Origin of the sequence: Sphingomonas sp. DC4900, from assembly GCF_049896485.1 — a bacterium.
GTDB lineage: Bacteria > Pseudomonadota > Alphaproteobacteria > Sphingomonadales > Sphingomonadaceae > Sphingomonas > Sphingomonas aquatilis.
The window spans coordinates 1-23,431 of the sequence record NZ_JAFCUK010000019.1; the positions used below are offsets into that span (position 1 = coordinate 1).

General features: G+C 67.5%; 28 protein-coding genes and 1 pseudogene. 15 read left to right on the plus strand and 14 right to left on the minus strand.

Annotation, left to right across the window (positions count from 1 at the left end):
* Positions 1–117: 117 nt before the first annotated feature.
* The 7 genes and pseudogenes from ACP690_RS16210 to ACP690_RS16240 all read left to right on the plus strand — a co-directional run.
* Positions 118–411 (plus strand): annotated as a pseudogene (locus ACP690_RS16210) (transposase); the annotation flags it as partial.
* A 71-nt stretch (positions 412–482) separates the two neighbouring features.
* Entirely contained in the window at positions 483–1,166 is a 684-nt protein-coding gene (locus ACP690_RS16215) for an EI24 domain-containing protein (RefSeq protein ID WP_426261664.1), read from the plus strand.
* A complete protein-coding gene (locus tag ACP690_RS16220) occupies positions 1,163–1,531 on the plus strand; it encodes a hypothetical protein (protein ID WP_426261665.1) in 369 nt (122 codons plus the stop codon). Before ACP690_RS16215 ends, ACP690_RS16220 begins: the two co-directional genes overlap by 4 nt.
* 216 nt (positions 1,532–1,747) lie before the next feature.
* The gene (locus tag ACP690_RS16225; protein WP_426261666.1) at positions 1,748–3,796 is read left to right on the plus strand and encodes an NAD(+) synthase; all 2,049 of its coding nucleotides are present in this window, start codon (positions 1,748–1,750) and stop codon (positions 3,794–3,796) included.
* Positions 3,797–3,838: 42 nt separating this feature from the next.
* On the plus strand, positions 3,839–4,699 hold the full coding sequence (locus ACP690_RS16230; protein ID WP_426261667.1) for a CDP-alcohol phosphatidyltransferase family protein: 861 nt from the start codon (positions 3,839–3,841) through the stop codon (positions 4,697–4,699).
* On the plus strand, positions 4,696–5,787 hold the full coding sequence (locus ACP690_RS16235; RefSeq protein ID WP_017979376.1) for an inositol-3-phosphate synthase: 1,092 nt from the start codon (positions 4,696–4,698) through the stop codon (positions 5,785–5,787). Before ACP690_RS16230 ends, ACP690_RS16235 begins: the two co-directional genes overlap by 4 nt.
* Complete coding sequence (locus ACP690_RS16240; RefSeq protein ID WP_426261668.1) at positions 5,787–6,491, plus strand: NTP transferase domain-containing protein; 705 nt, start codon at positions 5,787–5,789, stop codon at positions 6,489–6,491. Before ACP690_RS16235 ends, ACP690_RS16240 begins: the two co-directional genes overlap by 1 nt.
* A 107-nt stretch (positions 6,492–6,598) precedes the next feature.
* On the opposite strand, the gene ACP690_RS16245 is transcribed toward ACP690_RS16240, so the two are convergent.
* The 10 genes from ACP690_RS16245 to hisB all read right to left on the minus strand — a co-directional run bounded on the left by ACP690_RS16245 (position 6,599) and on the right by hisB (position 13,149).
* Complete coding sequence (locus ACP690_RS16245) at positions 6,599–8,218, minus strand: amino acid permease (RefSeq protein ID WP_017979374.1); 1,620 nt, start codon at positions 8,216–8,218, stop codon at positions 6,599–6,601.
* 114 nt (positions 8,219–8,332) lie between these two features.
* Positions 8,333–8,710 (minus strand): histidine triad nucleotide-binding protein, encoded by a 378-nt coding sequence (locus ACP690_RS16250; protein ID WP_043060092.1) that lies wholly within the window; start codon positions 8,708–8,710, stop codon positions 8,333–8,335.
* A 196-nt stretch (positions 8,711–8,906) separates the two neighbouring features.
* Positions 8,907–9,212 carry a phosphoribosyl-ATP diphosphatase gene (locus ACP690_RS16255; RefSeq protein WP_426261669.1) on the minus strand — a complete coding sequence of 102 codons (306 nt, stop codon included), beginning with the start codon at positions 9,210–9,212 and terminating at the stop codon, positions 8,907–8,909.
* Between the two features lie 32 nt (positions 9,213–9,244).
* Positions 9,245–9,418, minus strand: a complete 174-nt coding sequence (locus ACP690_RS16260) for a hypothetical protein (RefSeq protein WP_165800932.1) — start codon at positions 9,416–9,418, stop codon at positions 9,245–9,247.
* Positions 9,415–9,786, minus strand: a complete 372-nt coding sequence (locus ACP690_RS16265; RefSeq protein WP_017979370.1) for a hypothetical protein — start codon at positions 9,784–9,786, stop codon at positions 9,415–9,417. The genes ACP690_RS16260 and ACP690_RS16265 overlap by 4 nt, the downstream gene beginning before the upstream one ends.
* Positions 9,787–9,822: 36 nt before the next feature.
* Complete coding sequence (hisF, locus tag ACP690_RS16270; RefSeq protein ID WP_426261670.1) at positions 9,823–10,593, minus strand: imidazole glycerol phosphate synthase subunit HisF; 771 nt, start codon at positions 10,591–10,593, stop codon at positions 9,823–9,825.
* Positions 10,594–10,765: 172 nt separating this feature from the next.
* A complete protein-coding gene (gene hisA, locus ACP690_RS16275; protein WP_043060087.1) occupies positions 10,766–11,500 on the minus strand; it encodes a 1-(5-phosphoribosyl)-5-[(5-phosphoribosylamino)methylideneamino]imidazole-4-carboxamide isomerase in 735 nt (244 codons plus the stop codon).
* A 142-nt stretch (positions 11,501–11,642) separates the two neighbouring features.
* Complete coding sequence (hisH, locus tag ACP690_RS16280; RefSeq protein WP_426261671.1) at positions 11,643–12,248, minus strand: imidazole glycerol phosphate synthase subunit HisH; 606 nt, start codon at positions 12,246–12,248, stop codon at positions 11,643–11,645.
* Positions 12,245–12,565 carry a YciI family protein gene (locus ACP690_RS16285; RefSeq protein ID WP_147034866.1) on the minus strand — a complete coding sequence of 107 codons (321 nt, stop codon included), beginning with the start codon at positions 12,563–12,565 and terminating at the stop codon, positions 12,245–12,247. Before ACP690_RS16285 ends, hisH begins: the two co-directional genes overlap by 4 nt.
* A complete protein-coding gene (hisB, locus tag ACP690_RS16290; RefSeq protein WP_043060085.1) occupies positions 12,562–13,149 on the minus strand; it encodes an imidazoleglycerol-phosphate dehydratase HisB in 588 nt (195 codons plus the stop codon). The genes ACP690_RS16285 and hisB overlap by 4 nt, the downstream gene beginning before the upstream one ends.
* Before the next feature lie 102 nt (positions 13,150–13,251).
* Between hisB and ACP690_RS16295 the strand changes: the two genes are divergently transcribed.
* A complete protein-coding gene (locus ACP690_RS16295) occupies positions 13,252–13,737 on the plus strand; it encodes an SspB family protein (protein ID WP_017979362.1) in 486 nt (161 codons plus the stop codon).
* Between the two features lie 848 nt (positions 13,738–14,585).
* Here the strand turns inward: ACP690_RS16295 and ACP690_RS16300 are convergent.
* The 3 genes from ACP690_RS16300 to ACP690_RS16310 form a co-directional block, all read right to left on the minus strand.
* A complete protein-coding gene (locus ACP690_RS16300) occupies positions 14,586–14,846 on the minus strand; it encodes an SWIB/MDM2 domain-containing protein (RefSeq protein WP_043060084.1) in 261 nt (86 codons plus the stop codon).
* A gap of 47 nt (positions 14,847–14,893) precedes the next feature.
* The gene (locus tag ACP690_RS16305) at positions 14,894–15,097 is read right to left on the minus strand and encodes a DUF2945 domain-containing protein (RefSeq protein ID WP_024310300.1); all 204 of its coding nucleotides are present in this window, start codon (positions 15,095–15,097) and stop codon (positions 14,894–14,896) included.
* Between the two features lie 74 nt (positions 15,098–15,171).
* Positions 15,172–18,132 (minus strand): TonB-dependent receptor, encoded by a 2,961-nt coding sequence (locus ACP690_RS16310; RefSeq protein WP_426255750.1) that lies wholly within the window; start codon positions 18,130–18,132, stop codon positions 15,172–15,174.
* A gap of 221 nt (positions 18,133–18,353) precedes the next feature.
* Between ACP690_RS16310 and folE the strand changes: the two genes are divergently transcribed.
* From folE to ACP690_RS16325, 3 genes are read left to right on the plus strand one after another with little or no spacing between them, the layout of a single operon-like run.
* Positions 18,354–18,980 carry a GTP cyclohydrolase I FolE gene (gene folE, locus ACP690_RS16315; RefSeq protein ID WP_043060083.1) on the plus strand — a complete coding sequence of 209 codons (627 nt, stop codon included), beginning with the start codon at positions 18,354–18,356 and terminating at the stop codon, positions 18,978–18,980.
* Positions 18,980–19,735: an SDR family oxidoreductase gene (locus ACP690_RS16320; protein ID WP_426261672.1), complete on the plus strand. Its 756-nt coding sequence runs from the start codon at positions 18,980–18,982 to the stop codon at positions 19,733–19,735. The genes folE and ACP690_RS16320 overlap by 1 nt, the downstream gene beginning before the upstream one ends.
* Positions 19,732–20,082 (plus strand): dihydroneopterin aldolase, encoded by a 351-nt coding sequence (locus ACP690_RS16325; protein ID WP_017979355.1) that lies wholly within the window; start codon positions 19,732–19,734, stop codon positions 20,080–20,082. Before ACP690_RS16320 ends, ACP690_RS16325 begins: the two co-directional genes overlap by 4 nt.
* A 123-nt stretch (positions 20,083–20,205) precedes the next feature.
* Here ACP690_RS16325 and ACP690_RS16330 read toward each other — a convergent pair whose 3' ends face one another.
* The gene (locus tag ACP690_RS16330; protein WP_426261673.1) at positions 20,206–21,048 is read right to left on the minus strand and encodes a methyltransferase domain-containing protein; all 843 of its coding nucleotides are present in this window, start codon (positions 21,046–21,048) and stop codon (positions 20,206–20,208) included.
* A 42-nt stretch (positions 21,049–21,090) separates the two neighbouring features.
* Between ACP690_RS16330 and ACP690_RS16335 the strand changes: the two genes are divergently transcribed.
* The 4 genes from ACP690_RS16335 to ACP690_RS16350 are packed head-to-tail and all read left to right on the plus strand — an operon-like array spanning position 21,091 to position 23,402.
* Positions 21,091–21,852 carry a double zinc ribbon domain-containing protein gene (locus ACP690_RS16335; protein ID WP_426261674.1) on the plus strand — a complete coding sequence of 254 codons (762 nt, stop codon included), beginning with the start codon at positions 21,091–21,093 and terminating at the stop codon, positions 21,850–21,852.
* A gap of 32 nt (positions 21,853–21,884) precedes the next feature.
* Positions 21,885–22,142, plus strand: a complete 258-nt coding sequence (grxC, locus tag ACP690_RS16340; protein WP_017979352.1) for a glutaredoxin 3 — start codon at positions 21,885–21,887, stop codon at positions 22,140–22,142.
* A complete protein-coding gene (locus ACP690_RS16345; protein ID WP_426261675.1) occupies positions 22,105–22,974 on the plus strand; it encodes a carbon-nitrogen hydrolase family protein in 870 nt (289 codons plus the stop codon). Before grxC ends, ACP690_RS16345 begins: the two co-directional genes overlap by 38 nt.
* Complete coding sequence (locus ACP690_RS16350) at positions 22,971–23,402, plus strand: DUF1178 family protein (protein WP_426261676.1); 432 nt, start codon at positions 22,971–22,973, stop codon at positions 23,400–23,402. The genes ACP690_RS16345 and ACP690_RS16350 overlap by 4 nt, the downstream gene beginning before the upstream one ends.
* Positions 23,403–23,431 lie beyond the last annotated feature (29 nt).

The window sequence follows — 23,431 nt, forward strand, 5'->3', positions numbered from 1 at the left end:
ACTTTAGATACCTGCTGACCGGCCATGGCTTGCCCTGATGAAGTCTGCGGCCGCTACGCGGCCTTGTCTTCATCAGGGCCATAGCGGCTCCCGAACCAGCGCTTCCCAATGTGCTACGGCACCGAGTTCGCACGCCATCGACGCATCGCCCAGCGGCTCGCGCTGGACACTTGGTTCTGCGATCCTCGATCGCCCTGGCAGAAAGGCGGCGTGGAAAATGCCATCGGTCGCTTAAGGCGCGACCTACCGCGCAAAACCGATGCCGGAGACTTGTCCCAACGCAAACTCGACGACATCCTCGCCAAACACAACCATACACCCCGAAAATGCCTCGGCTTCCAAACACCCGCAGAGGCTTTCATCCCGTTGCACTTCGTTTGTGAATCCACACCCGGAACAAGTCCGGGGTGACGAAGAGAAGGTGGCGGCCCGTGACGTGCCAGCCGTTGACGGCCCCGATCGCACGCGCCACCCCACGTCCCATGCTCCGCGCCTTCACCCTCTCGCTCGGCCAACTCGGCGACGCCGCGATCCTGCGGGTGCTGGCGAAGTCGCTGGCGCTGACGGTGGCGATCTTCGTCCTGCTCGGACTGGCGTTGTTCGGTGGACTGCACGCGGCCTTCTCCGATCTGGGCGCGGCGCTGGGCGACGGGCTGGCGGGGGCGCTGACGGTGGTCGTGTTCGTCGTTGCCGCCTGGCTGCTGTTCCGCGTGGTCGCGATCGCGGTGATCGGGCTGTTCGGCGACGCGATCGTCGCTGCGGTGGAGGCGCGTCATTATCCCGCCGCGCATGCCGTGGCGCGGGACGTCGGGTTCGTGCGGTCCGGGCGGATGGCGCTCGCGTCGGCGGTGCGGGCGTTGGGCATCAATCTGGTGATGACGCCCGTCTATCTCGCGTTGCTGTTCACCGCCATTGGGCCGGCGATCGCGTTTTTCCTGGTCAATGGCTGGCTGCTGGGGCGTGACCTAAGCGACATGGTGGCGAGCCGGCACATCGACGATGCGACGATGCGGGGCTGGCGCAAGGCGACTCGCGGCCAGCGGTTCGTGCTGGGTCTTGCCGTCGCGGGACTGTTCGTGGTTCCGCTCGTCAATCTGTTCGCGCCGATCCTGGGCGCGGCAATGGCGACGCACCTGTTCCACGGGGGGCGAGGGGGACACGCATGACGACGCGCACGATCTTGAGCCTCGCGCTCGCGACAGGGCTGGGCGCGTGCGCCGCACCGGGTGCGGTCGGTCCGACGGTCAGCCGGCCGGTCGTGCCCTATACCAGCGCCGGGTTGGAGCGGGTGATCGGGCAGGATGCGGCGGGTCTCGTCCGCCTGTTCGGCCAGCCCGACGCGGACATTCGCGAGGGCGCGGCGCGCAAGCTGCAATTCGCCGGGCCGATCTGCGTGCTCGACGCCTATCTGTACCCGAAGGAGAATGAGGGGCCGCGCGTCACCTATCTCGACGCGCGCGAGCCCGATGGCAGCACGATCGACCGCGCGAGCTGCGTGGCGGCGCTGACCCGTCGCGAGGGGGGAAAGTAGGGCGTCTCCAATTCGTCGTCACCCCGGGCTTGACCCGGGGTCCCGCTTCTTCTTTCGTTAGGTCGGGAAAAGCGGGACCCCGGGTCAAGCCCGGGGTGACGAAGAGAAAGCAATGCTTTCATTATCAATGTCTTAAGTCTTAAATTGACGGGATCGCCCCAGGCCACGAACCGTTGCCGCTAGCCCCCCTTCCTCGCAGCGGCTAGCCTTGCCACCATGACCCAGCGTTTCCATTCGATCCACGCCCACCAGATGGTCCGCGTTGCGGCCGCGACACCGCGCGCGAGCGTCGGCGATATCGACGCGAACCTCGATGCGGCGGTCGCGATGGCGCGGGAGGCGGATGCGCGCGGTGTGGATTGCGTCGTCTTTCCCGAACTCAACCTGACGTCCTACGCGCTCGACGATCTGCACCTGCAATCGGCGCAGCAGCAGGCCAGCGGCGCGGCGGTGGTAGCGTTCGCCGAACGGACCGCGGGATACGCACCGCTGCTGCTCGTCGGCGCGGCGCTGGTCCGCAACGGGCGGCTCTACAATTGCGCGGTGGCGGTGCATCGCGGGCGCATTCTGGGCGTGGTGCCGAAGAGCTTCCTGCCCAATTACCGCGAATATTACGAAAAGCGCTGGTTCGCGCCGGGGCTGGGCCTGACCGGTTTGACGATCCGGCTGGGCGAGGAGGGCGTGCCGTTCGGCACCGATCTGCTGTTCGCGGCGGAGGATATGCCGGCCTTCGTTGTACATGCCGAGATTTGCGAGGATTATTGGGCGCCGACGCCGCCGTCGACGATGGGCGCGCTGGCGGGGGCGACGATCTGCTGCAACCTCAGCGCCTCCAACATCGTCATCGGCAAAGCGCGCGAACGCATGCTGCTGGCCGCCGCGCAATCCGCGCGCGCGGCCTGCGCCTATGTCTATTCCGCAGCGGGGCCGGGGGAGAGCACGACCGATCTCGCCTGGGACGGACAGGGGCTGATCTACGAACTGGGCGAATTGTTGACCGAATCGAGCCGTTTCTCGAACGCGGCCGAGCTTGTCGTCGCCGACATCGATTGCGAGCGGCTGGTGCAGGAGCGGCTGCGCAACGGCACGTTCAACGACAGCGCGGTGGCGGCGGGGCACCCCGAGCGCGACGTTCGTCGAATCGGTTTTACGCATGGCGCGCGCGACGGCGATACCGGCCTCGACCGGCGAATCCGCCGCTTCCCCTTCGTGCCAGACGATCCCGCGCGCCGCGACGAGGATTGCTACGAAGCCTTCAATATCCAGGTCGAGGCGCTGGTGAAGCGGCTGTCGGCCACCGGTTCCAAGACGCTCGTCATCGGCGTGTCGGGCGGGCTCGATTCGACGCATGCGCTGATCGTTGCGGCGAAGGCGATGGACCGGATGGGGCGGCCGCGCGGGGACATCCTCGGCTTCACCATGCCGGGCTTCGCCACCGGCGAGGCGACGAAGGGCAACGCCTGGGCGCTGATGCGGGCGCTGGGCTGTACCGCCGACGAGATCGATATCCGCCCCGCCGCGCGCCAGATGCTTGCCGACATGGGCCATCCCTTCGCCAGCGGCGAGGCGGTCTATGACGTCACGTTCGAGAATGTGCAGGCAGGCCTCAGAACCGATTACCTTTTCCGTCTGGCCAACCAGCGTCGCGGCATCGTGCTGGGCACCGGCGACCTCAGCGAGCTGGCGCTCGGCTGGTGTACCTATGGCGTCGGCGACCAGATGAGCCATTATGCGATCAACGCCGGGGTCCCGAAGACGCTGATCCAGTTCCTGATCCGCTGGTGCATCCGGACGGACCAATATGACGCGGGCACCAACGCCGTCCTCGCGACGATCCTGGCGCAGGAGATTTCGCCAGAGCTGGTGCCCGCCGATGCCGATACGGGCGCGATGCAATCGACGGAATCGATGATCGGGCCCTATGCGCTCAACGACTTCTTCGCGCATTACGTGATCCGCCACGGGCTGGCGCCGTCGAAGATCGCCTTCCTCGCCTGGCATGCGTGGCGCGATGCGGCGCAGGGCGGGTGGCCGGAGGATGTTCCGGCCGATGCGCGCGTCGCCTACGACCTGCCGACGATCAAATATTGGCTGGAGCGTTTTTTGGTTCGCTTCTTCCAGACCAGCCAGTTCAAACGGTCGGCGATCCCCAACGGGCCGAAGGTGTCGGCGGGTGGGGCACTTAGCCCGCGGGGCGATTGGCGGGCACCGTCGGATGGCACTGCGTCAGTATGGCTGAACGAACTGCGCCGAAACGTTCCGTAGAATATTGCCTTCGGTAGCATACGGGCGCAATATGAAGCCCTGATGACACCGCCTCCCCGGGATGGCTCACGCGATCGCCGGATCGAGGACCCATCCAACCTCTATCTGATCCACCCCGCGTCGCACGCCTTGCTCCCCCTTGCCCTGCGGCACGGCGTGTCGGCCAATGCGGTGTCGCTCGCGGGCCTTGCCTGCGGCACGGTCGCCGCCTTCGCCTATGCGCAATGGCATGATCCGCTGATGGCGCTGGTCGGCCTCGCCTTCTCGGTCGCCTGGCTCGTTGCCGACGGGCTCGACGGCATGATCGCGCGGGCGACGCGGACCGCGAGCGCGCTCGGGCGGACGCTGGACGGGCTGTGCGATCACGGCGTCTTCGCGCTGATCTATCTGTCGCTCGCCTATACCGTCGGCACGACCGGGGGCTGGGTGCTGGCGATCGCCGCGGGCGCCTGCCACGCGGTGCAATCCAGCCTGTACGAGGGCGAGCGCGCCCGCTTCCACCGCCGGGCACGCGGGGAGGCGCTGGTGAGCGTGCCGGTGCCGACCGGCCCGTGGCTGGTGCGCGTTTATGACAGCGTCGCGGGCAGCGTCGATCGCATCTCTATGCCGTTCGAACGCCGCTTTGGTGTGGCCGAGGACCGTGCGGCCTTCGGTGCGGCCTATGCCGCCGCCGCGGTGCCGGTGATGCGCCTCCAATCGCTGCTCACCGCGAACGTCCGCGTCTGGACGATCTGCCTCGCCTGCCTGATCGGCAATCCGCGTATCTTCTGGTGGGTCGAGATCGGCCCGCTGTCGGCCATCTGTCTGATCGGCCTCATCCGTCACCGGCGCGTCGAGCGCCGCTTCGTCCACGGCCAAGCGCCGCATTCCATCCTTCTATCCAGCGAACAGGGTCATTCATGAAGAGCATCAACATCGCCATCGTCGGCATCGGCAATTGCGCGAGCTCATTGGTCCAGGGACTCGAATATTACCGCGAAGGCACGAACGACACGGTCGGCCTGATGCACTGGGAAGTCGGCGGCTATAAGCCGTCCGACATCAAGGTCGTCGCCGCCTGGGACGTCGATGCGCGTAAGGTGGGCAAGGACGTCGCCGAAGCGATCTTCGCCAAGCCCAATTGCACCGCGGTCTTCGCCGCCAACATCCCGGCGACCGGCACTGTCGTGAAGATGGGCGCGGTGCTCGACGGCGTCGCCGATCACATGAGCGACTACAAGGACGATCGCACCTTCGTGGTCGCCAACGACACGCAGCCGACCAAGGAACAGGTCGTCGCCGACCTGAAGGCGAGCGGCACCGACGTGCTGATGAACTATTTGCCCGTCGGCAGCCAGGAAGCGACCGAATTCTACGCCGAATGCGCGCTGGAAGCCGGCGTCGCCTTCGTCAACAACATCCCGGTCTTCATCGCGTCGAACCCCGAATGGGCGAAGAAGTTCGAGGATGCCGGCGTCGCGATCATCGGCGACGACATTAAGGCGCAGCTGGGCGCGACGATCGTCCACCGCGTGCTGACCGACCTGTTCGCCAAGCGCGGCGTGAAGCTGGACCGCACCTATCAGCTCAACACCGGCGGCAATACCGACTTCCTCAACATGTCGAACCACCGCCGCCTCGCCAGCAAGAAGGTGTCGAAGACCGAAGCGGTGCAGTCGGTTGCGGCCGAGCGGCTGGAGGACGAGAACGTCCACATCGGCCCGTCGGACTATGTGCCCTGGCAGAACGACAACAAGGTCTGCTTCCTGCGCATGGAAGGCCAGTTGTTCGGCGGCGTGCCTATGAACCTGGAGCTGCGCCTTTCGGTCGAGGATTCGCCGAACTCGGCGGGCGTCGCGATCGACATGATTCGCTGCGCGGCGATCGCCAAGGACCGCGGCATTGCCGGCGTCATCGACCCCGCATCCGCCTATTTCTGCAAGCATCCGCGCCACCAGATGACCGACGATCTCGCGCAGATCGCGGTCGAGGACTTCATCAAGGCCGCCTGATGATCACGACGGGGCTGCTGCTCGCCGCCGGTCAGGGCACCCGCCTGCGCTCGGTCACGCCGTACAAGCCGCTGTGCCCGGTCGCGGGCCGGGCGCTGATCGACCATGCGCTGGACAGCATGGCGGTGGCGGGCCTCACCCGCGTGATCGTCACGCTGGGCTATGGCGCCGATGCGATCGCCGCCCATCTCGCCGGCCGCGACTGGCCGGTCGAGGTGCTGACGGTGATGACCGATTTCCACCAGCCCAACGGCGTCAGCGCGCTCGCCGCGCGGGCGCTGGTGGGGCCGGAGGGCGCGGTGATGGCGATGTGCGACCATCTGGTGCTGCCGCGCCATTACCGGCGCCTTGCCCGCGCGGGTGCGGGGGAGGGGCTGCGGCTCGGCATCGATCGGCGGCTGGGGCATCCCTGGGTCGATCCGCTCGACGTCACCTGCGTCGCGACGCGTGGCGACCGGATCGTCGCGATCGGCAAGGAGCTGGAACCGCACGACTGCTACGACACCGGCGTGTTCGCGGTGGGGCAGGCGTTCTTCGATGTGCTTGCCGGCCTCGATAGCCCGTCGCTGACCGAGGGTGTGCGCATCCTTGCCGCGCAGGACCGGGCGCACGTGGTCGATTGCAGCGACCTCGACTGGTTGGACGTCGATGACGCTCCGGCCTTCGCGCATGCCGAGGGCTGGATGACGCGGCTGGCGGCGTAAGCCGCGTCGAGCCGAGGGCGCGGCCCAGGGCCGGCGCCTCTGCTACCCACAAACAAAAAGGCCGGGGGATCGCTCCCCCGGCCTTTTTTGCGCGACCGGCGAACCGATCAGTCGAGCTTGCGCGCGGTTTCGGGCTGCATCGACGCATCGTCGACGACGTCGATGATGCCGCGACCGACGTAGGAGCGGCTGCGGCTGTAGCCGAAGTAGATGACGAGGCCGATAAGGCCCCAGATCGGCAGCACCAGCTTCGCCGTCAGCGGCAGCGACAGGTACAGCACGACGCAGCCGATGATCGCGAGCGGCGCGACGACATAGACCGCCGGCGTGCGGAACGGCCGATGACGGCTGGGGTCGGTGCGGCGCAGCACCATCACCGAGATCGCCACCATGAAGAAGGCGAACAGCGTGCCCGCGTTGGAGTAATCGGCTAGCTTGCCGACCGGCAGGATCGCCGCCGCCACCGCCGCCGCGACGCCGGTCATCAGCGTGACGACGTGCGGCGTGCGATAGCGCGGGTGGACCGAGGCGAGCTTGTTCGGCAGCAGGCCATCGCGCGCCATGGTGAAAAAGATGCGCGTCTGGCCGAACATCATCATCAGCACGACCGACGGCAGCGCCAGCACCGCGGCGAGGCCGACGAGGCGGCCGATCATCGGCCAGTTGATCACGTCGAGGACGTGGACCAGCGCTTCCTTCGAGCAGACGAGCGGTTCGAGTGCGCCGCTGGCGACGATCGCGGCGCAGCGGCCGGCGATTTCCGGCGTACCTGGCGAGAGCACCTTGCCGGCGAGCGAGGTGACCGGCTGCGCGCCGATCGCCCCGATCGCGCCCGAGGCGACGAGGATGTAGAAGATGGTGCAGATCGCGAGGCTGCCGATCAGGCCGATCGGCACGTTACGCTGCGGGTTCTTCGTTTCTTCCGCGGCGGTCGAGACCGCGTCGAAGCCGACATAGGCGAAGAAGATCGAGGCGGCGGCACCCAGCACGCCGAGGCCCGACGAGCTGAACGGATTGCCGATGCCGGTGGGCAGGAACGGATTGAAATTGTCCGCCTTCATCACCGGAATCGTCAGGGCGACGAAGGCGGTGAGCGCGGTGATCTTGATCGCGACCAGCACGGCGTTGACGCGCGCGCTTTCGGTGGTGCCGATGATCAGCAGCCAGGTGACGAACGACACGACGATGATCGCGGGCACGTTGACCCAGCCGCCCACCGCCATCGCCTGCGTCAGATCAGGGCTGGGGGCGGCACCGAAGGCGAGGTACATGTGCGCCATCAGTGCGTCGGCGTTGCTGATCGCGGCGGGCACGTGGAAGCCGATGCCGTTGAGCAGGCCGACCGCGTGGTTCGACCAGCCGACCGCGACGGCGCTGGCGCCGACCGCATATTCGAGGATCAGCGCCCAGCCGACCATCCAGGCAAGAATCTCACCCGTCACCGCATAGGTGTAGGTGTAGGCCGAACCCGACACCGGCACCATCGAGGCGAGTTCGGAATAGCAGAGCGCGGCGACCGCGCAGATGAAGCCGGCGACGAGGAAGCTGAGCAGCATGCCCGGCCCCGCCTTTTGCGCGGCTTCGGACGTCAGCACGAAAATGCCGGTGCCGATGACGGCGCCGATGCCGAGCATGGTGAGCTGGAAGGCCCCGAGCGAGCGATGCAGGCCCTTCTTTTCGGCCGTGGCGAGAATGGCGTCGAGTGGTTTGACGCGCCCGAATATCATGTAGCGTATCCCCCCAGGTGCGTAACGGTCATGAACGCGCCGCCGCATTGGTGAAGCGGGGGATGCTAGTCTCAAATGAAACGGAGGCAATCCCCTTAATGCAGGTGGATGGCGTTACCGCGCGAGCATCGGGCCCAGCGGCGCGCCGCCGAACAGGTGGACGTGGAGGTGCGGCACCTCCTGCCCGGCATGGCCGCCGATGTTGGCGAGCAGACGATAACCGGGGGCGACGAGGCCGTGGTCGCGCGCGACATGCCCCACCGCGCGGACGAAGCCGGCGATCTCCGCGTCGGACGCGCGGGCGCTGAAATCGTCCCACGAGACGTAGGGGCCGCGCGGGATCACCAAAATATGGACCGGCGCGACGGGCGCGATGTCGTGGAAGGCGACGGCGTAATCGTCCTCGTACACACGCTTCGACGGGATTTCGTCGCGCAGGATCTTCGCGAAGACGTTCTGGTCGTCATAGGGCAGGGTGGCGTCGATCGGCATACGGGTCCTCCTGCGGGCCTGTGTAGCCAGGTTGTGGAGGGCGATCGAGCCTCAGGTTTTTGTGATGGTACTGCCCTCATCCGTCACCCCGGACTTGATCCGGGGTCCCGCTGCCTGCGACGGCAAGAAGAAGCGGGACCCCGGATCAAGTCCGGGGTGACGAGGGGAAGGGACCGTGAGCTGCGTTTCGGCCGCGTTACCGGCTGGCCTTTTCGACGTGGCCCGACACGCCTTCGCGGCGCGCCAGTTCGGCGCGGACGTCGTCCAGCGACAGGCCGGCGTCGGCGAGCAGGACGAGCAGGTGGAAGACGAGGTCCGCCGCCTCGGACGCCAGTTTCTCCGGTTCCGCCAAGGCGGCGATGACGGTTTCGGTCGCTTCCTCACCGACCTTTTGCGCGATATTAGGCCGGCCCTTGGCGAATAAACTGGCGACGTACGACGTGCCGGCATCGGCATCGCGGCGGCTGCGGATCGTGGCGTCCAGGCGGTCGAGCGGGTCCATAGGCCCCGCTTGGCGCGGGGGAGGGGGCGGGGTCAATCCTTGTCGGCGTTGCGGTGCGCAAAGCGACGGCGCAGCGCGCGCCGGACGAGCCACAGGCCAAGCGCCGCGACGACGAACAGCGCGATGTCGGACCATTCGGGGCCGGTGCGGCGGTGGACGGTGCCGGAATGGCCGCCGGCGACCGACAGCAGAGCGAGCGACGTCATGCCGCGGCGACCGCGTCTGGCGCGGTCAGCCAGTCCCATGACGCCTCGGCAGTGTCGAAGATGCGCAGATAGGGCTGGGTCATCAGCCGCTGCACTTGCAGGCGGGTGATCGCGCTGGCGGTGACGATGGCGATGCGGCTGGCGCGCGGGAAGCCGGCCAGTCGCTCATGGATCGCCGCAGCGGCCTGGACGGGCTGGACGCTGCACGCGCCCATGTCGATCCGCAGGCGATAGCCGTTCGTGAAGCCTTCCTTGCGGAACCGGTCCACCAGTTCCGCAGCATAGCGTTCGACGCCGGCCAGATCGAACAGCCTCTGCCACTGGATATCCAGCAGGTTGTACTCATGCCGAAAGGAAATGGTGTACATGGCTGACCTGTATAGCGGTCAAGCCTTGCGGAAACGCTAAGCGAGGATCGGCCGGCGGACCGGAATTCCCGCCTGTGCCAGTGCGTTATGCGCATCGGCGATGCTCGCCTCACCGAAATGGAAGATCGAGGCGGCAAGCACGGCGCTGGCGTGGCCGTCGCGGATGCCGGCGACGAGGTCGTTGAGGCCGCCAACGCCGCCCGAGGCGACGACGGGCACGCTGACCCGATCGGCGATGGCGCGGACCAGATCGAGGTCGTAGCCCGAGCGGGTGCCGTCCTTGTCCATCGAGGTGACGAGCAACTCGCCCGCGCCGAGATCGGCGAGGCGCAGCGCGTGCTCGATCGCGTCGATCCCGGTCGGGCGGCGGCCACCGTGGGTGAAGACCTCCCAGCGGTCCCCGACGCGGCGTGCATCGACCGAAGCGACGCAGCACTGGCTGCCGAAGCGCTCGGCGATGTCGGCGACGACTTCGGGACGTGCGACCGCGGCGGAATTGACCGCGACCTTGTCCGCCCCCGCCAGCAGCAGCGCGCGGGCGTCGTCGGCGGTGCGCACGCCGCCGCCGACGGTCAGCGGCATGAAGCACACCGCGGCAGTACGGCGCACGACGTCGAGGATCGTGCCGCGGTTTTCGTGGGAGGCGGTGATGTCGAGGAAGCAGAGCTCGTCGGCACCGGCGGCGTCATAGGCGCGCGCCTGCTCGACCGGATCGCCGGCGTCGCGCAATTCGACAAAGTTCACGCCCTTCACGACGCGGCCGTCGGCGACGTCGAGGCAGGGGATCACGCGGGCGCGGACGGTCATGCGGATGGCCTTTGATGTTCGCGCGAAGACGCGAAGACGCGAAGAGGTCCGGTCGCTTGGCCACGGGTCGCTCTGCAATCGCGATCGGGAGACGGCTGGCCGCCTGCGGCGGTGGAAAGACGCGGCCACGCGCGCGGCATCTTAGCGTCTTCGCGTCTTCGCGTGAACATCATCACGCCGCCCGTGCCACCGCTAGCGCCGCGGACAGGTCCAGCCGTCCGTCGTAGAGCGCGCGGCCGGTGATGACGCCTTCGATGCCGTCCTTGGCATGGATGGAGAGCAGATGGATGTCGTCGATGCCCTTCACGCCGCCGCTGGCGATGACGGGGATCGACACGGCGCGGGCGAGGTCGACGGTGGCGTCGACGTTGCAGCCCTTGAGCAGGCCGTCGCGGCCGACGTCGGTGAACAGGAGCGCGGCGACGCCGGCATCCTCGAACCGGCGGGCGAGGTCGACGACGCTGGTCGTCGAGACGTCTGCCCAGCCTTTGGTCGCGACCATGCCGTCCCTCGCGTCGACCGCGACGACGATGCCGCCGGGGAAGTCGCGCGCGGCTTCGCGGACGAAGTCGGGATCCTCGAGCGCGGCGGTGCCGATGACGACGCGCGACACGCCGAGGTCGAACCAGCGCTCCACGCTGGCGCGGTTGCGGATGCCGCCGCCCAGCTGGACGTGGCCCGGGAAGGCGGAGACGATGCCGCGCACCGCCTCGCCATTCACCGATTCGCCGGCGAAGGCACCGTCGAGGTCGACGACGTGCAGGTGCTGCGCGCCCGCGTCGGCGAACAGCATCGCCTGCGCGGCGGGATCGTCGCCATAGACGGTGGCGCGGTCCATATCACCCTCGGCGAGGCGGACGACCTGGCCGCGCTTGAGGTCGATGGCGGGGAAGACGATGAGGGTCATGCGGCGCTCTTGCTCCCCTCCCTGACAGGGAGGGGTTGGGGGTGGGTGGGGGGCTGGTGATACGGATGCCGCAGGGGTCGGATGGACCGTATGGTCCGGATCATATCCACCCCCGGCCCCTCCCTTCCAGGGAGGGGAGGCATCACGGCCGCCATGCGAGAAACCTCTCCAGCATCGCCAGGCCATAGCGCTGGCTCTTTTCCGGGTGGAATTGCAGCCCCAGCATCGTGTCGCGAGCGATGGCGGCGGTGATCGGGCCGGCGTGGTCGCTGGTGGCGATCACGTCCTCGCCCTCATAGGCGTAGCTGTGCAGGAAATAGGCCTCGCCGGCGGGGACGAGCGGGTGGTCGCCAGTCGGGACGACATCGTTCCAGCCCATGTGCGGGACCTTGGCGTCCATCGTATTCGGCTCGAGCCGGCGGACGCGGCCGCGCATCCAGCCGAGGCCGCGATGCTCGCCCATCTCTTCGCCGACGTCCGCCATCAGCTGCATGCCGACGCAGACGCCGAGGAAGGGCGCGCCTTCGTGCCGCACGCGGCGGTCGAGCGCCTCGACCATGCCGGGCACGGCGCGCAACGCGCTGGCACAGGCGCCGAACGCGCCGACGCCGGGCAGGACGATGCGGTCCGCCTTCGCCACCACATCAGCATCGGCGGTGACGGCGAGGTCGGTCGCGCCGGCCGCGCGCAGGGCGTTCTCGACCGAATGGAGGTTGCCCGCGCCGTAATCGATCAGCGCGATGCTCATGACGCCAGCATATCCTCGAGCGGCAGGGCGGCCATGCTGGCGGTGAAGGGCGTGATCTCGGCGGTGGCGAGGCCGCGTGCGACGAACGGGTCGAGCGACACCATCGCCTCCACCTCCGCGCGCGTGCCGATCGCGATGACGATGCCTCCGGTGCGCGGCTGCTTGCGGCCCGAGGCGATCAGCCGCCCTTCGACATAGCAAGCGCGCAGCCAGTCGACATGGTCGCTCATCGCCGCGTCGATCGCGTCGAGGTCCGCGCCATAGGTCAGCGACACGATGCAGAGCGTCGTGCCGGGGCGGGCGAAGGGTTCGCTCACAACACGCCCTTGGTGGAGGGGATCGCGTCGCTCTTGCGCGGATCGATCTCGACCGCGGTGCGAAGGGCTCGCGCCAGGCCCTTGAACGCGCTTTCGACGATATGGTGGTTGTTGCTGCCGTACAGCGTCTCGACGTGGAGCGTCAGCCCGGCGGTCTGCGCGAAGCTGTGGAACCAGTGTTCGATCAGCTCGGTGTCAAGCTCGCCCAGCCGCTGCATCGTGAAACCCGACTTCCACACCAGCCATGGCCGCCCCGAAATGTCGAGCGCAACGCGGGTCAGCGTCTCGTCCATCGGGCTCAAGGCGTCGCCGTAGCGGCGGATGCCGCGCTTGTCGCCCAGCGCCTTGGCGATCGCCTGACCCAGCGCCAGCGCCGAATCCTCGACGGTATGATGGCCGTCGATGTGCAGGTCGCCCTCGACCTTGAGGTCGATGTCGATCAGGCCGTGGCGGCTGAGCTGTTCGACCATGTGATCGAGGAAGCCGATGCCGGTCTTGATGCTGTAGACGCCGGTGCCGTCGAGGTTGACGGTGACGTCGATCCGCGTCTCGGCGGTAGAGCGGTTGATCGTGGCGGTGCGCATGGCCGTGCCCCATAGGACGGTTGAGTACACGTCGTCACACACAAATTTCATGGGCCATCGTGGCGGCTTGACCCCGCCGCCGATCGCGCTACCCAAGGGGCTATGACCGACGGCCTGCCCGATAGCCTGATCCCGTATGACGAAATCGTTCAGGAGGCGCTGCGTGCCGTCGTCGGACGCGTGCTCGGCTCCGTCGCCGATTCGGGCGGACTGCCGGGCGAGCATCATTTCTACATCACGTTCAAAACGCAGGCGCCGGGCGTCGACATCCCGCAGCGGCTGATCGAACGCTTTCCGGACGAGATGACGATCGTGCTGCAGAACCGCTATTGGGACCTGCTGGTCGACGACCGGAAGTTCTCGGTCGGCCTGTCGTTCAATCAGGTGCCGTCGAAGCTGGTCATCCCGTATTCGGCGATCACCGGTTTCCACGATCCGGCGGTGAATTTCGAGCTGCGCTTCCAGGCGACCGAGGGCCCGGACGATGGCCCCGAACCGCATGACGAGGCGGAGAACGACGGCCCCACCGTCACGCCGGCCGAAGACGGGTCGAACGTCGTCAGCGTGGATTTCAAGCGCAAGAAGTAACGCGCTTCGCCCGCTAGTCGGGTGCGAATGCGGGCGGAGCGGGCAGGGTTGTGCGCGTCGCCGGCCGTCCCCATGTGCCGGTCTGCAAAATTATGGCCACATTTGATGGCTAATGGGCGGTATTCCGGGGGCGGGAGATCGACATGACGTGTGCAGTTTCGGCAATCCTGACGATGACGCGCGCCATCGGCGCAGCGGAGCAGTAAGCCATGCGTCCGTTGAGCTTCTATTTGTACGTGCTGGCCGGCGCGTTGATGATCATCGGATCGGTGATCGCCCTGCCGTTCGTTCCGGCGCGGTCGCGCTGAGGGGCTGACTGGCGGTTCTTGGTACGCGCGGTCGCGGATGTCGGCCGGCCGCTGGTGTCTGGTTTTGCTTTGATAGACCTTGGGTAGACGCGTCACCCCAGCGCAGGCTGCGGTCTGACGAGGCTATCGATGCGCGTTACAATCGGAAGATCCCAGCCTGCGCTGGGATGACGGTTTATTTGCGTGGGTGAGGCAGACCTTTTGTAGCCCGCCTTTTCGTCTTGTTCGGAGGCTTTCCTACCCATCTCGTCACCCCGGACTTGTTCCGGGGGCCACGTCTCCGCGCGGGGGTGGTCTAGGGGGCGTGGCGACGCGGCCAAGCGGGCGTACCGCCGCAGGCACCGTATCTGGGGCCCGATGGACCCCGGAACCAGTCCGGGGTGACGGGGCGATTTGGGCGAGGCCGTGATCGTGTCCGATGTCGGAATTGATTGGTCGATTGTCGGCGACCATGTGCGGTGCCGAGCACCGCATCCAAACCGATCGGGAACATCGCCGGCCGCATGAGGGCGCGATGTTCCCGATTCGGGGAAGGCGGGGTTACGCCTTGACGTGCTGCGAGATGTACTTGTTCATCTCGAACATCGTCACCTTGTCCTTGCCGAAGACCTTCTTCAGCTTTTCGTCGGCGACGATCTCGCGCTTGTTCTCGGGGTTCTGCAGGTTGTTGGACTTGATATATTCCCACACCTTGCTGATCACCTGGCTGCGCGGCAGCTTCTCATTGCCGACGACCGCTCCCAGCTCGGGAGACGGCTGCACGGGGGCGTGGATGCCGCCGGTCTTGGGTGCAGTAGCCATCGCATTCCTTCCTGTTTGCGCCCGGTCCAGCCCGGGGCGTTGAAACGTTACGCCTTTTTGAGCGCGTCCGCCTTGTGCGCTGCCTTTCCGCCGTTGTCACTCTTTACAATGAACTGCGGGTCGTCCTTCGACGCGCGGACGGTGTGCCCCTTGATCGTTGTGTCGCTCGTCTGCTTCTTTTCGACCGTGCCATGGGCGGTGCCGCCGTGGCTCTTCCAGGTCACTTCGTCGCCCTTCTTCAGGTCTGCCATGATCGCCTCCATTGCGTGGTGGGCGATCAAGCGCTCGGCGGGGCGAAGGGTTGCGCCTTCGCCCCGCCGCGCGATCAGAACTTGAAGCCAACCGCCGCGCCGTAGCGGCGCGGTTCGATGGTGAAGATGTTGGTGTACAGGCCCGACGACTGGTCGGCGACCGCCTGGCCGGTGATCGCATTGTTGTTGGTCAGGTTCTGAACGAAGGCGCGCAGGTAAAAGCGGTCGTCGGGCGCGTTGAGCTGCACCTGCGCGTTGACGACTTCATAGCCTGGCACACGATCGACGTTCATGTTGAACACGCTGGCCGAAAAATTGCCGGTGTAGTTGAGGTCGGCACGCGGCACGAGGCTCCAGCCGCTGCCGAAGTCCATCGTATATTGGGCGCCCACCGACCATTTGTACATCGGCGCCTGCGGCAGCTTGTTGCCGTTCAGCCCGACGGGCACGCCATCGGTGACGGTCACCGGCGTCTGCGTCGCCGCGGCCTGCGCCTGGAGCACCGAGCAGATGCCGAAGGCGCCGGTCGTACCGGTGCCGGAGATCGCGGTCGGTCCCTGCAGGCCCACCGCGCGGTTCACCGCGGTGACGAAGCCGTTCGCCACCGCCGCGCCGCCCGCATTGGGGATGACGACGCAGTTGGACGCGTTGGTGATATCCTTGATGATGACGGTGTCGGTCCGGCCGCCGGAGGGCAGGCGCGGGTTGATCAGCGCCTTGTTGCCGGTGATTTCGGTGTGCAGGTAGCTGGCGTTCATGTTGACGACGAAGCGCGGGATCGGCGCGACGATGGCTTCGGCCTCCAGGCCATAGATATTGGCGTCGACATTGTCGTTCACAGCGGTGCGCGCGACGATGCGGCTGAGCTGCAGCCCCTTGTACTTATAATAGAAGCCGGTGACGTTGAGGCGCAGCGCGCCGTTCAGGAAGGTGTTCTTCGACCCGATTTCGAACGCATCGACCTGTTCGGGCGTGAAGGTGGTGGGCACCGAGAAGGTGGCGGCGACCGGCGGGTTGATGCCGCCCGACTTATAGCCGCGCGAATAGGAGGCGTAGAGCAGCTTGTTGTCGTCGATCTTGTAATCGAAGACGGCGCGGCCGGTCAGGCGGCCGAACGACACGTTGCGGCGCGCATAATCCTGGATGCCGGGCGTCGTCGGGTCGAAATCGACCTGCGCATAGTTGAAGCCGTTCTGAATGCCTTGCGCGCCGTACGGCGTCAGGACGTTCAGCGTCAGGTTGCGCGCCTGCACGAACTTGTCGTCATGGTTGTAGCGCAGACCCAGCGTCAGCTTGGCGCGCTTGCTGAATTCGAAATAGGTTTCGCCGAAGATGCCATAAGACTTCAGGCGGAAGCGCGGCGAATCGTTGCGGTAGAAGGGCGTAGACAGGAAGGCATTGCCGCCGACGCCCGGGATCGCCGCCGACGAGGCCGCGCCGAGGATGCCCGACGCATAATCGAGGCCGAAGGCGTTGACGAAATAGTCGTTATTCTTGCTGAGGCTGTCGAGATAGATGCCGCCCAGCAGGAAGTTGAACATGCCATCGAACTTGCTGTCGATGTGCGCTTCGGCGGAGAATTGGCGGTTCTGGATACGCGAACGGTCGAAATCGAGGCTCTGCGGGAAGCAGCCGATCGCATTGCCGCCGTACACGCCGACATTGTTCGGATCCGCCGCCGACTGGCAGACGCCGCCCGCCGGACCGTTGGGGATCAGCGTCTGACGCACGCCGTTGAGGAAGGCGAAGGGCGATCCGGCACGGCCCAGCGCGTTGAGGTTGGCAAGGCCGGCGTTGTTCGCCAGCGGCGCCTCGACCGCAAGGTTATAGTCGACCGTGCTGTCGACCGAGTTGCGCGTGTAGCCGCCGGTGATGTTGAGGTTCACCGGGCCAAAATCGTGGAAGATCTTGACCATATACTGCTCTTCGTCCGCGAAATAGGTCGGACGATAATCGAGCCGCACGGTGCGCACGTCGGCGGGGTTGACGACACCGGCATAGGGGTCTGCCCCGTACAGACTTTGCAGCGCGAAGCGGCCGAGCGCGGGGTTGTTGACGTTGAAGAATTCGGTCGAGGTCAGCACCGCGGCGAGCGTCGAGAGGCCGTTGGTCGTCTCGTAGCTCTTGGTGTCGGGCAGACAGCCAAGCACGCCGGTGGGATCGCGATGGCACAGCTGCTTCTGGATGCGGCTGCGATTGTCCTTTTCGCGGAAATAATAGCCCATCAGGTCGATGCGCGTGTCGGACGACGGCTCCCACGACAGTGTGCCGCGCACCGCATACAGATCGCGATCGTCGATGCGGCTATTGTCGTACGTGTTGAAGGTATAGCCGTCGCGCTTCAGGTATGTGCCGGCGACGCGGATGCCGAGCGTGTCGGTGATCGGCAGGTTGAACATCGCCTTCGCGCGCTTCGAATCGTAATTGCCATATTCGAATTCGCCCGCGGCATGCACGCCGCTGAGATCGGGCTTGGCGGTGATGAAGTTGACGACGCCCGAGGTCGCGTTGCGGCCGAACAGCGTGCCCTGCGGCCCGCGGAGCACCTCGACGCGTTCGAGGTCGAAGAATTCGCTTTCGAACAGGCGGGTCGTGGCGAGCGGCATGTCGTTGACGTGGATCGCCGTTGCCTGATCGCACGTTACGCCGACGCACAGGTCGCCGATGCCGCGGATCGTGAAGCTGGAGGTCGTATAGCCCGTTTTCGTGAAGGTGATGCTGGGCAGCGACTGTTGCAGCGCGATTGGGTTGACGATCTGCTGCTTTTCGATGTTGTCGGCGGAAAAGGCGCTGACCGCGATCGGCACATCCTGCAACCGCTGCGACTGACGCTGCGCGGTGACGACAATGTCCTGGATGCCCGTATCGGCAGACGCGGCATTGGGATCGATGCTCTGCGCCGAGGTCGCTTCCTGTCCGGGGCCGTTGGTGGGTGCCGTATTCTGCGCGGACGTGGTAGCGCCCGTCTGTGCGGCGGCGGGCATGGCGGCCGTCATGGCGAGGGCGGATGCGGCAAGCAGTTCGAATTTCTTCATGATGGCCTCGTCTCCCTGTCGCCATCCGGTCTTGCGCCGGTAGAGCGGTTTCCAGTCTTCGGTATGGTGGAGTTAGCGTCGGAATTTCGTCGTCGTCAAACGTTTTGTACAGCGGGAAACTGCCGTATGCGGGGCCGCGACGATCACCACGATAAGTTGCGAAATTGAACGTAAGGTTTGCTGCACCGCAGCGATGAGCTTGTTGGCTGAAAGGGTATGGAATGTCACACGATCACGCGGCACCGGACGACGGAGATCTGGTCGGCTCCGCGGCCGAGGCTGCGATCCCCCAGGATGTGGCGGAGGCGATCCGCACGCTGATCCGCTGGGCGGGCGATGATCCCACCCGCGAAGGGCTGGTCGACACGCCGCGCCGCGTCGCCAAGGCGTGGCGCGAATATTGCGCGGGCTACGGCGACGATCCTGCGCACCATCTGTCTCGCGTCTTCGAAGAGGTCGGCGGCTATGACGAGATCGTCCTGCTGAAGGACATCCCCTTCCAGTCGCATTGCGAGCATCACATGGCGCCGATCATCGGTAAGGCGCATATCGCCTATCTGCCGAAGGACCATGTCGTCGGGATCAGCAAGCTCGCGCGCGTGCTGCACGGTTTCGCGCGGCGGTTGCAGGTGCAGGAGCGGCTGACGGCGGAGGTCGCCGATTGCATCTGGCAGAATCTGCGCCCGCAGGGTGTCGCAGTGGTGATCGAGGCGAGCCACGCCTGCATGACCGCGCGCGGCGTGCGCACGCCCGGCGTGTCGATGGTGACGAGCCGGATGATGGGCGTGTTCCGCGACGACGAGCGCAGCCGCAAGGAGGTGCTGTCGCTGATGGGCCTGCGCAGCTGATGGCCAGCCCGGCGCTGGGGCATGTGTTGGTCACGGGCGGCGGCAAGCGGCTGGGCGCGTGCATCGCCCGCGCCTGCGCCGCCGCCGGATGGCGCGTGGTGATCCATTACGGCCGGTCCGCCGATGACGCGCAGGCGCTGGCGGGGGAACTGGGCGGCGCGGTGGTGCAGGGCGACCTGTCCGAGCCGTCGCAGGCGGCCGAGTTGTTCGCACGCGCCCGTGCGGCGGCGGGCGGGCCGATCGCGGCGCTGGTGAACAGTGCGTCGGCGTTCGAGTTCGACCGGCCCGAGGCGATCGATGCAGACCTCGCGGTCCGGCTGTATGCCACCAATGCGGTGACGCCGGCGATGCTGGCGAGCGCGCTGGCGGCGCAGGATGACGTTGCGGAGGGGGCGGTGGTCAATCTGCTCGACCAGAAGCTCGCCAATCCGAACCCCGACTTCTTCAGCTACAGCCTGAGCAAATATGCGCTCGCCGGGGCAACGACGATGCTGGCGCAGGCGCTGAGCCCGCGCGTGCGGGTGAATGCGGTGGCACCGGGGATCACGCTGCCGAGCGGCGGGCAGAGCGAGGCGGACTTCGCCGCGGTCGCATCCGACAATCTGCTGCGCCACCCGGTGGGGGCGGACAATGTCGCGGCGGCGGTCGTGTACCTGCTCGGTGCGCGCAGCGTCACCGGCCAGACGCTGTACGTCGACGCTGGCCAGCGGTTCGTGCCCAGCGCGCGCGACGTGATGTTCGGGGATGCGGCATGAGCGTCTACACCACGATCCTCGACGGGCTGGAGGTGGCGATGCGCCTGGGCATCCACCCGCACGAGGCCGAGCCGCAGCGGGTGCGCCTGTCGGTGTGGATGACGGTGGATTATGCCGCGCCGCCCAGCGCCGACCGGATCGAGGACGTGCTCGATTACGACTTCGTGCGCGACGGTATCCGGCGGCTGGCCGATGGGCCGGGCTTTGCGTTGCAGGAGACGCTGGTCGAGGCGGTGGCGGCGCTGTGCCTCGCCGATCCGCGCGTGCGGCAGGTGCGCGTGCGCTCGATGAAGCTGGATGTGTACCCCGACGCGGCGGTGGGCTGCGAGATCGAGCGGGGGCGGTAAGGGCGGCCTACCCCCGTCACCCCGGACTTGATCCGGGGTCCCGCTCTTTTTGCCGGCAAAAGCAGAAGAAGCGGGATCCCGGATCAAGTCCGGGATGACGGAGCGTTAGAGGAACTTAGAAAATCAGGGCGTCTTCAAGGCTGCCGCGAGGCTGGCGGTGGCGCTGCCGCGGCGGGCGGGTTGGGGCTGCGAGGCGTCGGGAGCCCAGCCGGTGAGGAAGACGATCGAGAAGCGCTCCGTCGTGCGGCCGTCCGGCCCCGCCGCTTCGGCGAAGGCGGCGGCGGCGCGGGCGAGCGTGCCGCGCGTCATGCCGGTGCGCGCGGTCAGGATATTGCCCAGCGCGCTGCCGCGCAGATCGTCGAGCAATCGGCCGAAGCTGGCATAGCGCACCTCGAGCGTCTCGACGTCGGCGACCGGGAGGGTCAGGCCGGCGCGGACGAGCAGGTCGCCCGCCGAGCGGACGTCGATCTGCGGGTGTAGCCGCGGCGCGGGCCGGTCGCCCTCCGCCGCGCGAAACGCGGCGCGGAGCGCGGGCAGGCTGCCGGCGCCGAGGAACGCGCCCAGGAAAACGCCATCGGGGCGCAAGGTGCGGCGGATGAGCGACAAAGCGCCGGGCAAATCGTTGACCTGATCGAGCACGCCGGCGCTGAGCACCGCGTCGAAACTGGCATCGGCGAAGGGCAGGCGGTCTTCGTCGGCCTGCACCCCGCCGCTGGCGCGCGCGAAGGCAAAGCCGGGGTCCATCCGCGCCACCCGTGCGCCGGGCACCATGAGCGCGGTGTCGCTGGCGCCGACATCGAGCACGTCGGCAAAATCGCGCTTCACCGCGGCGAGGCGTTCGAGCAGCCCGTCGACCATCGTCTCGCGCAGGAAGGCGTGGGCGGCATAGTCGCCCGCAGCGGCGCGGTCGCGGCGGCGGCGGCGGGCCGCGGCGTCGAAAATGGCATTGGGGGCGGGACTGGTCACGCGCCGGCTTGTGCCTTTCGGATGGCCGGGCGACAAGCGGGCATGAGCCGATTTGCGCCACGCATCGCCGCGTCCGCCTGGAAGGGGTTGGCGGGCGGCGTCGGCATACTGGTCGCGCAGGCGCTGCCGCCGCGCTGCCCGGGCTGCGGCGAGCCGGTTGCGGCGGACCACCGCTTCTGTGCCGCCTGCTGGAGCAGCCTGCATCTGATCGGGCCGCCGTGGTGCGCGACCTGCAACCTGCCCTTCACGCATGCGATGGGGGAAGGCGCGCAATGCGCGGCCTGCCTCGCCGAACCGCCGCGCCACCGCGGGGTGCGGGCGGCGGTCGCTTATGGCCCGATCGCGCGGCAGCTGGCGCTGCGGCTGAAATATGGCGGGCGGATGGGGATCGCGACGACGATGGCGCAGCGGATCGCGCCGCTGGTGCCCGCGGACATCGACCTGCTGGTGCCGGTGCCGCTGCATCGCTGGCGGCTGTGGTCGCGCGGCTACAACCAGGCCGGGCTGATCGCGGCGGCGCTGGCGCGCGAGACGGGGCTGCGGCACGATCCCTTCGCGCTGGCCCGGCGGCGGCGGACCGCGGCGCTGCGCGGCATGGGGCGCAAGGCGCGGGCGCGGGCGGTGAAGGGGGCCTTTGCGGTGCCCGACCCGGCGCGGCTGCGCGGCCTGCATATCGGGTTGGTCGACGACGTCTACACCAGCGGCGCGACGACGGACGCCTGCACGGCAGTGCTGCTGCGTGCGGGGGCGGCATCGGTGACGATCCTGTGCTGGGCGCGGGTGATCGCGGAGAGCGACGATTGACAAGACCGCCGTCGCATCACACCTCCACAGGCATGGCAAAGGTCGAAATCTACACCAAGGCATTCTGCCCCTATTGCTCGCGCGCGATGCGGCTGCTGGCCGACAAGGGCGTCGAGCCGGTGGAATATGACATCACGATGGGTGGGCCGCAGCGGCAGGAGATGATCCAGCGCGCCAACGGGCGCACCACCGTGCCGCAGGTGTTCATCGACGGCGCGCATATCGGCGGGTCGGACGATCTGGCGGCGCTCGATGCGCGCGGCGGGCTCGATCCGCTGCTCGCCGGCTGATGTCACGCCCGTGCTGATCGCGCTGTTGCAGATGACGAGCGGGATCGACCCCGCCGTCAACGCCGCGGACCTGCGCCACGGCATCGCCGCGGCCAAGGCGAACGGCGCGGGCATGGTTTTCGCGCCCGAGATGGCGGGCCTGCTGGATCGCGATCGCACGCGGGCGGCCGCGTCGATCCATGCCGAGGGCGACGACCCCGTGCTGGCGACGGTGCGCGAGGCGGCGGCGAAGGCGGGACTCTGGGTGCAATTGGGGTCGCTGGCGATCCGGCGTGACAACGGGCGGCTCGCCAATCGCAGCTTCGTGATCGACGATACGGGCGCGATCCGCGCGCGCTACGACAAGCTTCACCTGTTCGACGCGGATCTGCCGACGGGCGAGAGCTGGCGCGAATCGGCGAGCTATGCGCCGGGCGACACCGCCATGGTGGTCGATACGCCGCTGGGCGGCATGGGGCTGTCGATCTGTTACGATCTGCGGTTCGCCGGCCTGTATGCCACGCTGGCGCAGGCGGGTGCGGCGGTGCTGTCGATCCCGTCGGCGTTCACGCGTCCGACCGGCGCGGCGCATTGGCACGCGCTGCTGCGCGCCCGCGCGATCGAGACGGGGTGTTTCGTCGTCGCTGCGGCGCAGGCGGGGGCGCATGCGGACGGCCGCGCGACCTATGGCCATTCGCTGGTCGTCGATCCCTGGGGCGACGTGCTGCTCGACATGGGCGAGGCGCGCGGGCTGGGCTTTGCCGAGGTCGATCCGGCGCGCGTCGCGGATGTGCGGGCGCGCATGCCGGTGCTGCAGCATCATCGCCCCATCCCGCCGGTGGTCCGGGCGTGATCGTCTTCGACCTGCGCTGCGACGGCGGCCATGTGTTCGAGGCGTGGTTCCAATCGAGCGCGGCCTATGAAACGCAGCGATCCGCGGGCCATGTCGTGTGCCCGATGTGCGGCACGACCGGGGTGGGCAAGGCGGTGATGGCGCCGGGCATCCCGGCCAAGGGGAACACGCGCGAGGCGGCGTCGTCGCCCGATGTCGTGAAGGCGGCGCTGCGCGAGCTGGCGGGGTTGCAGGCCGAGGCGCTGAAGGGATCGCAATGGGTCGGGCGCGACTTTGCGACGCGCGCGCGGGCGATGCACGACGGCGAAGAGACGGTGAGCGCGATCCATGGCCAGGCGAGCCTTGCCGAGGCGAAGGCGCTGGTGGAGGAGGGCGTGCCGATTGCACCGCTGCCGCTGCCCGTGCGGCCGCCCGAAGAGGCGAACTGACGGGCTGGACCCTGCGCCCGCGCACCGGT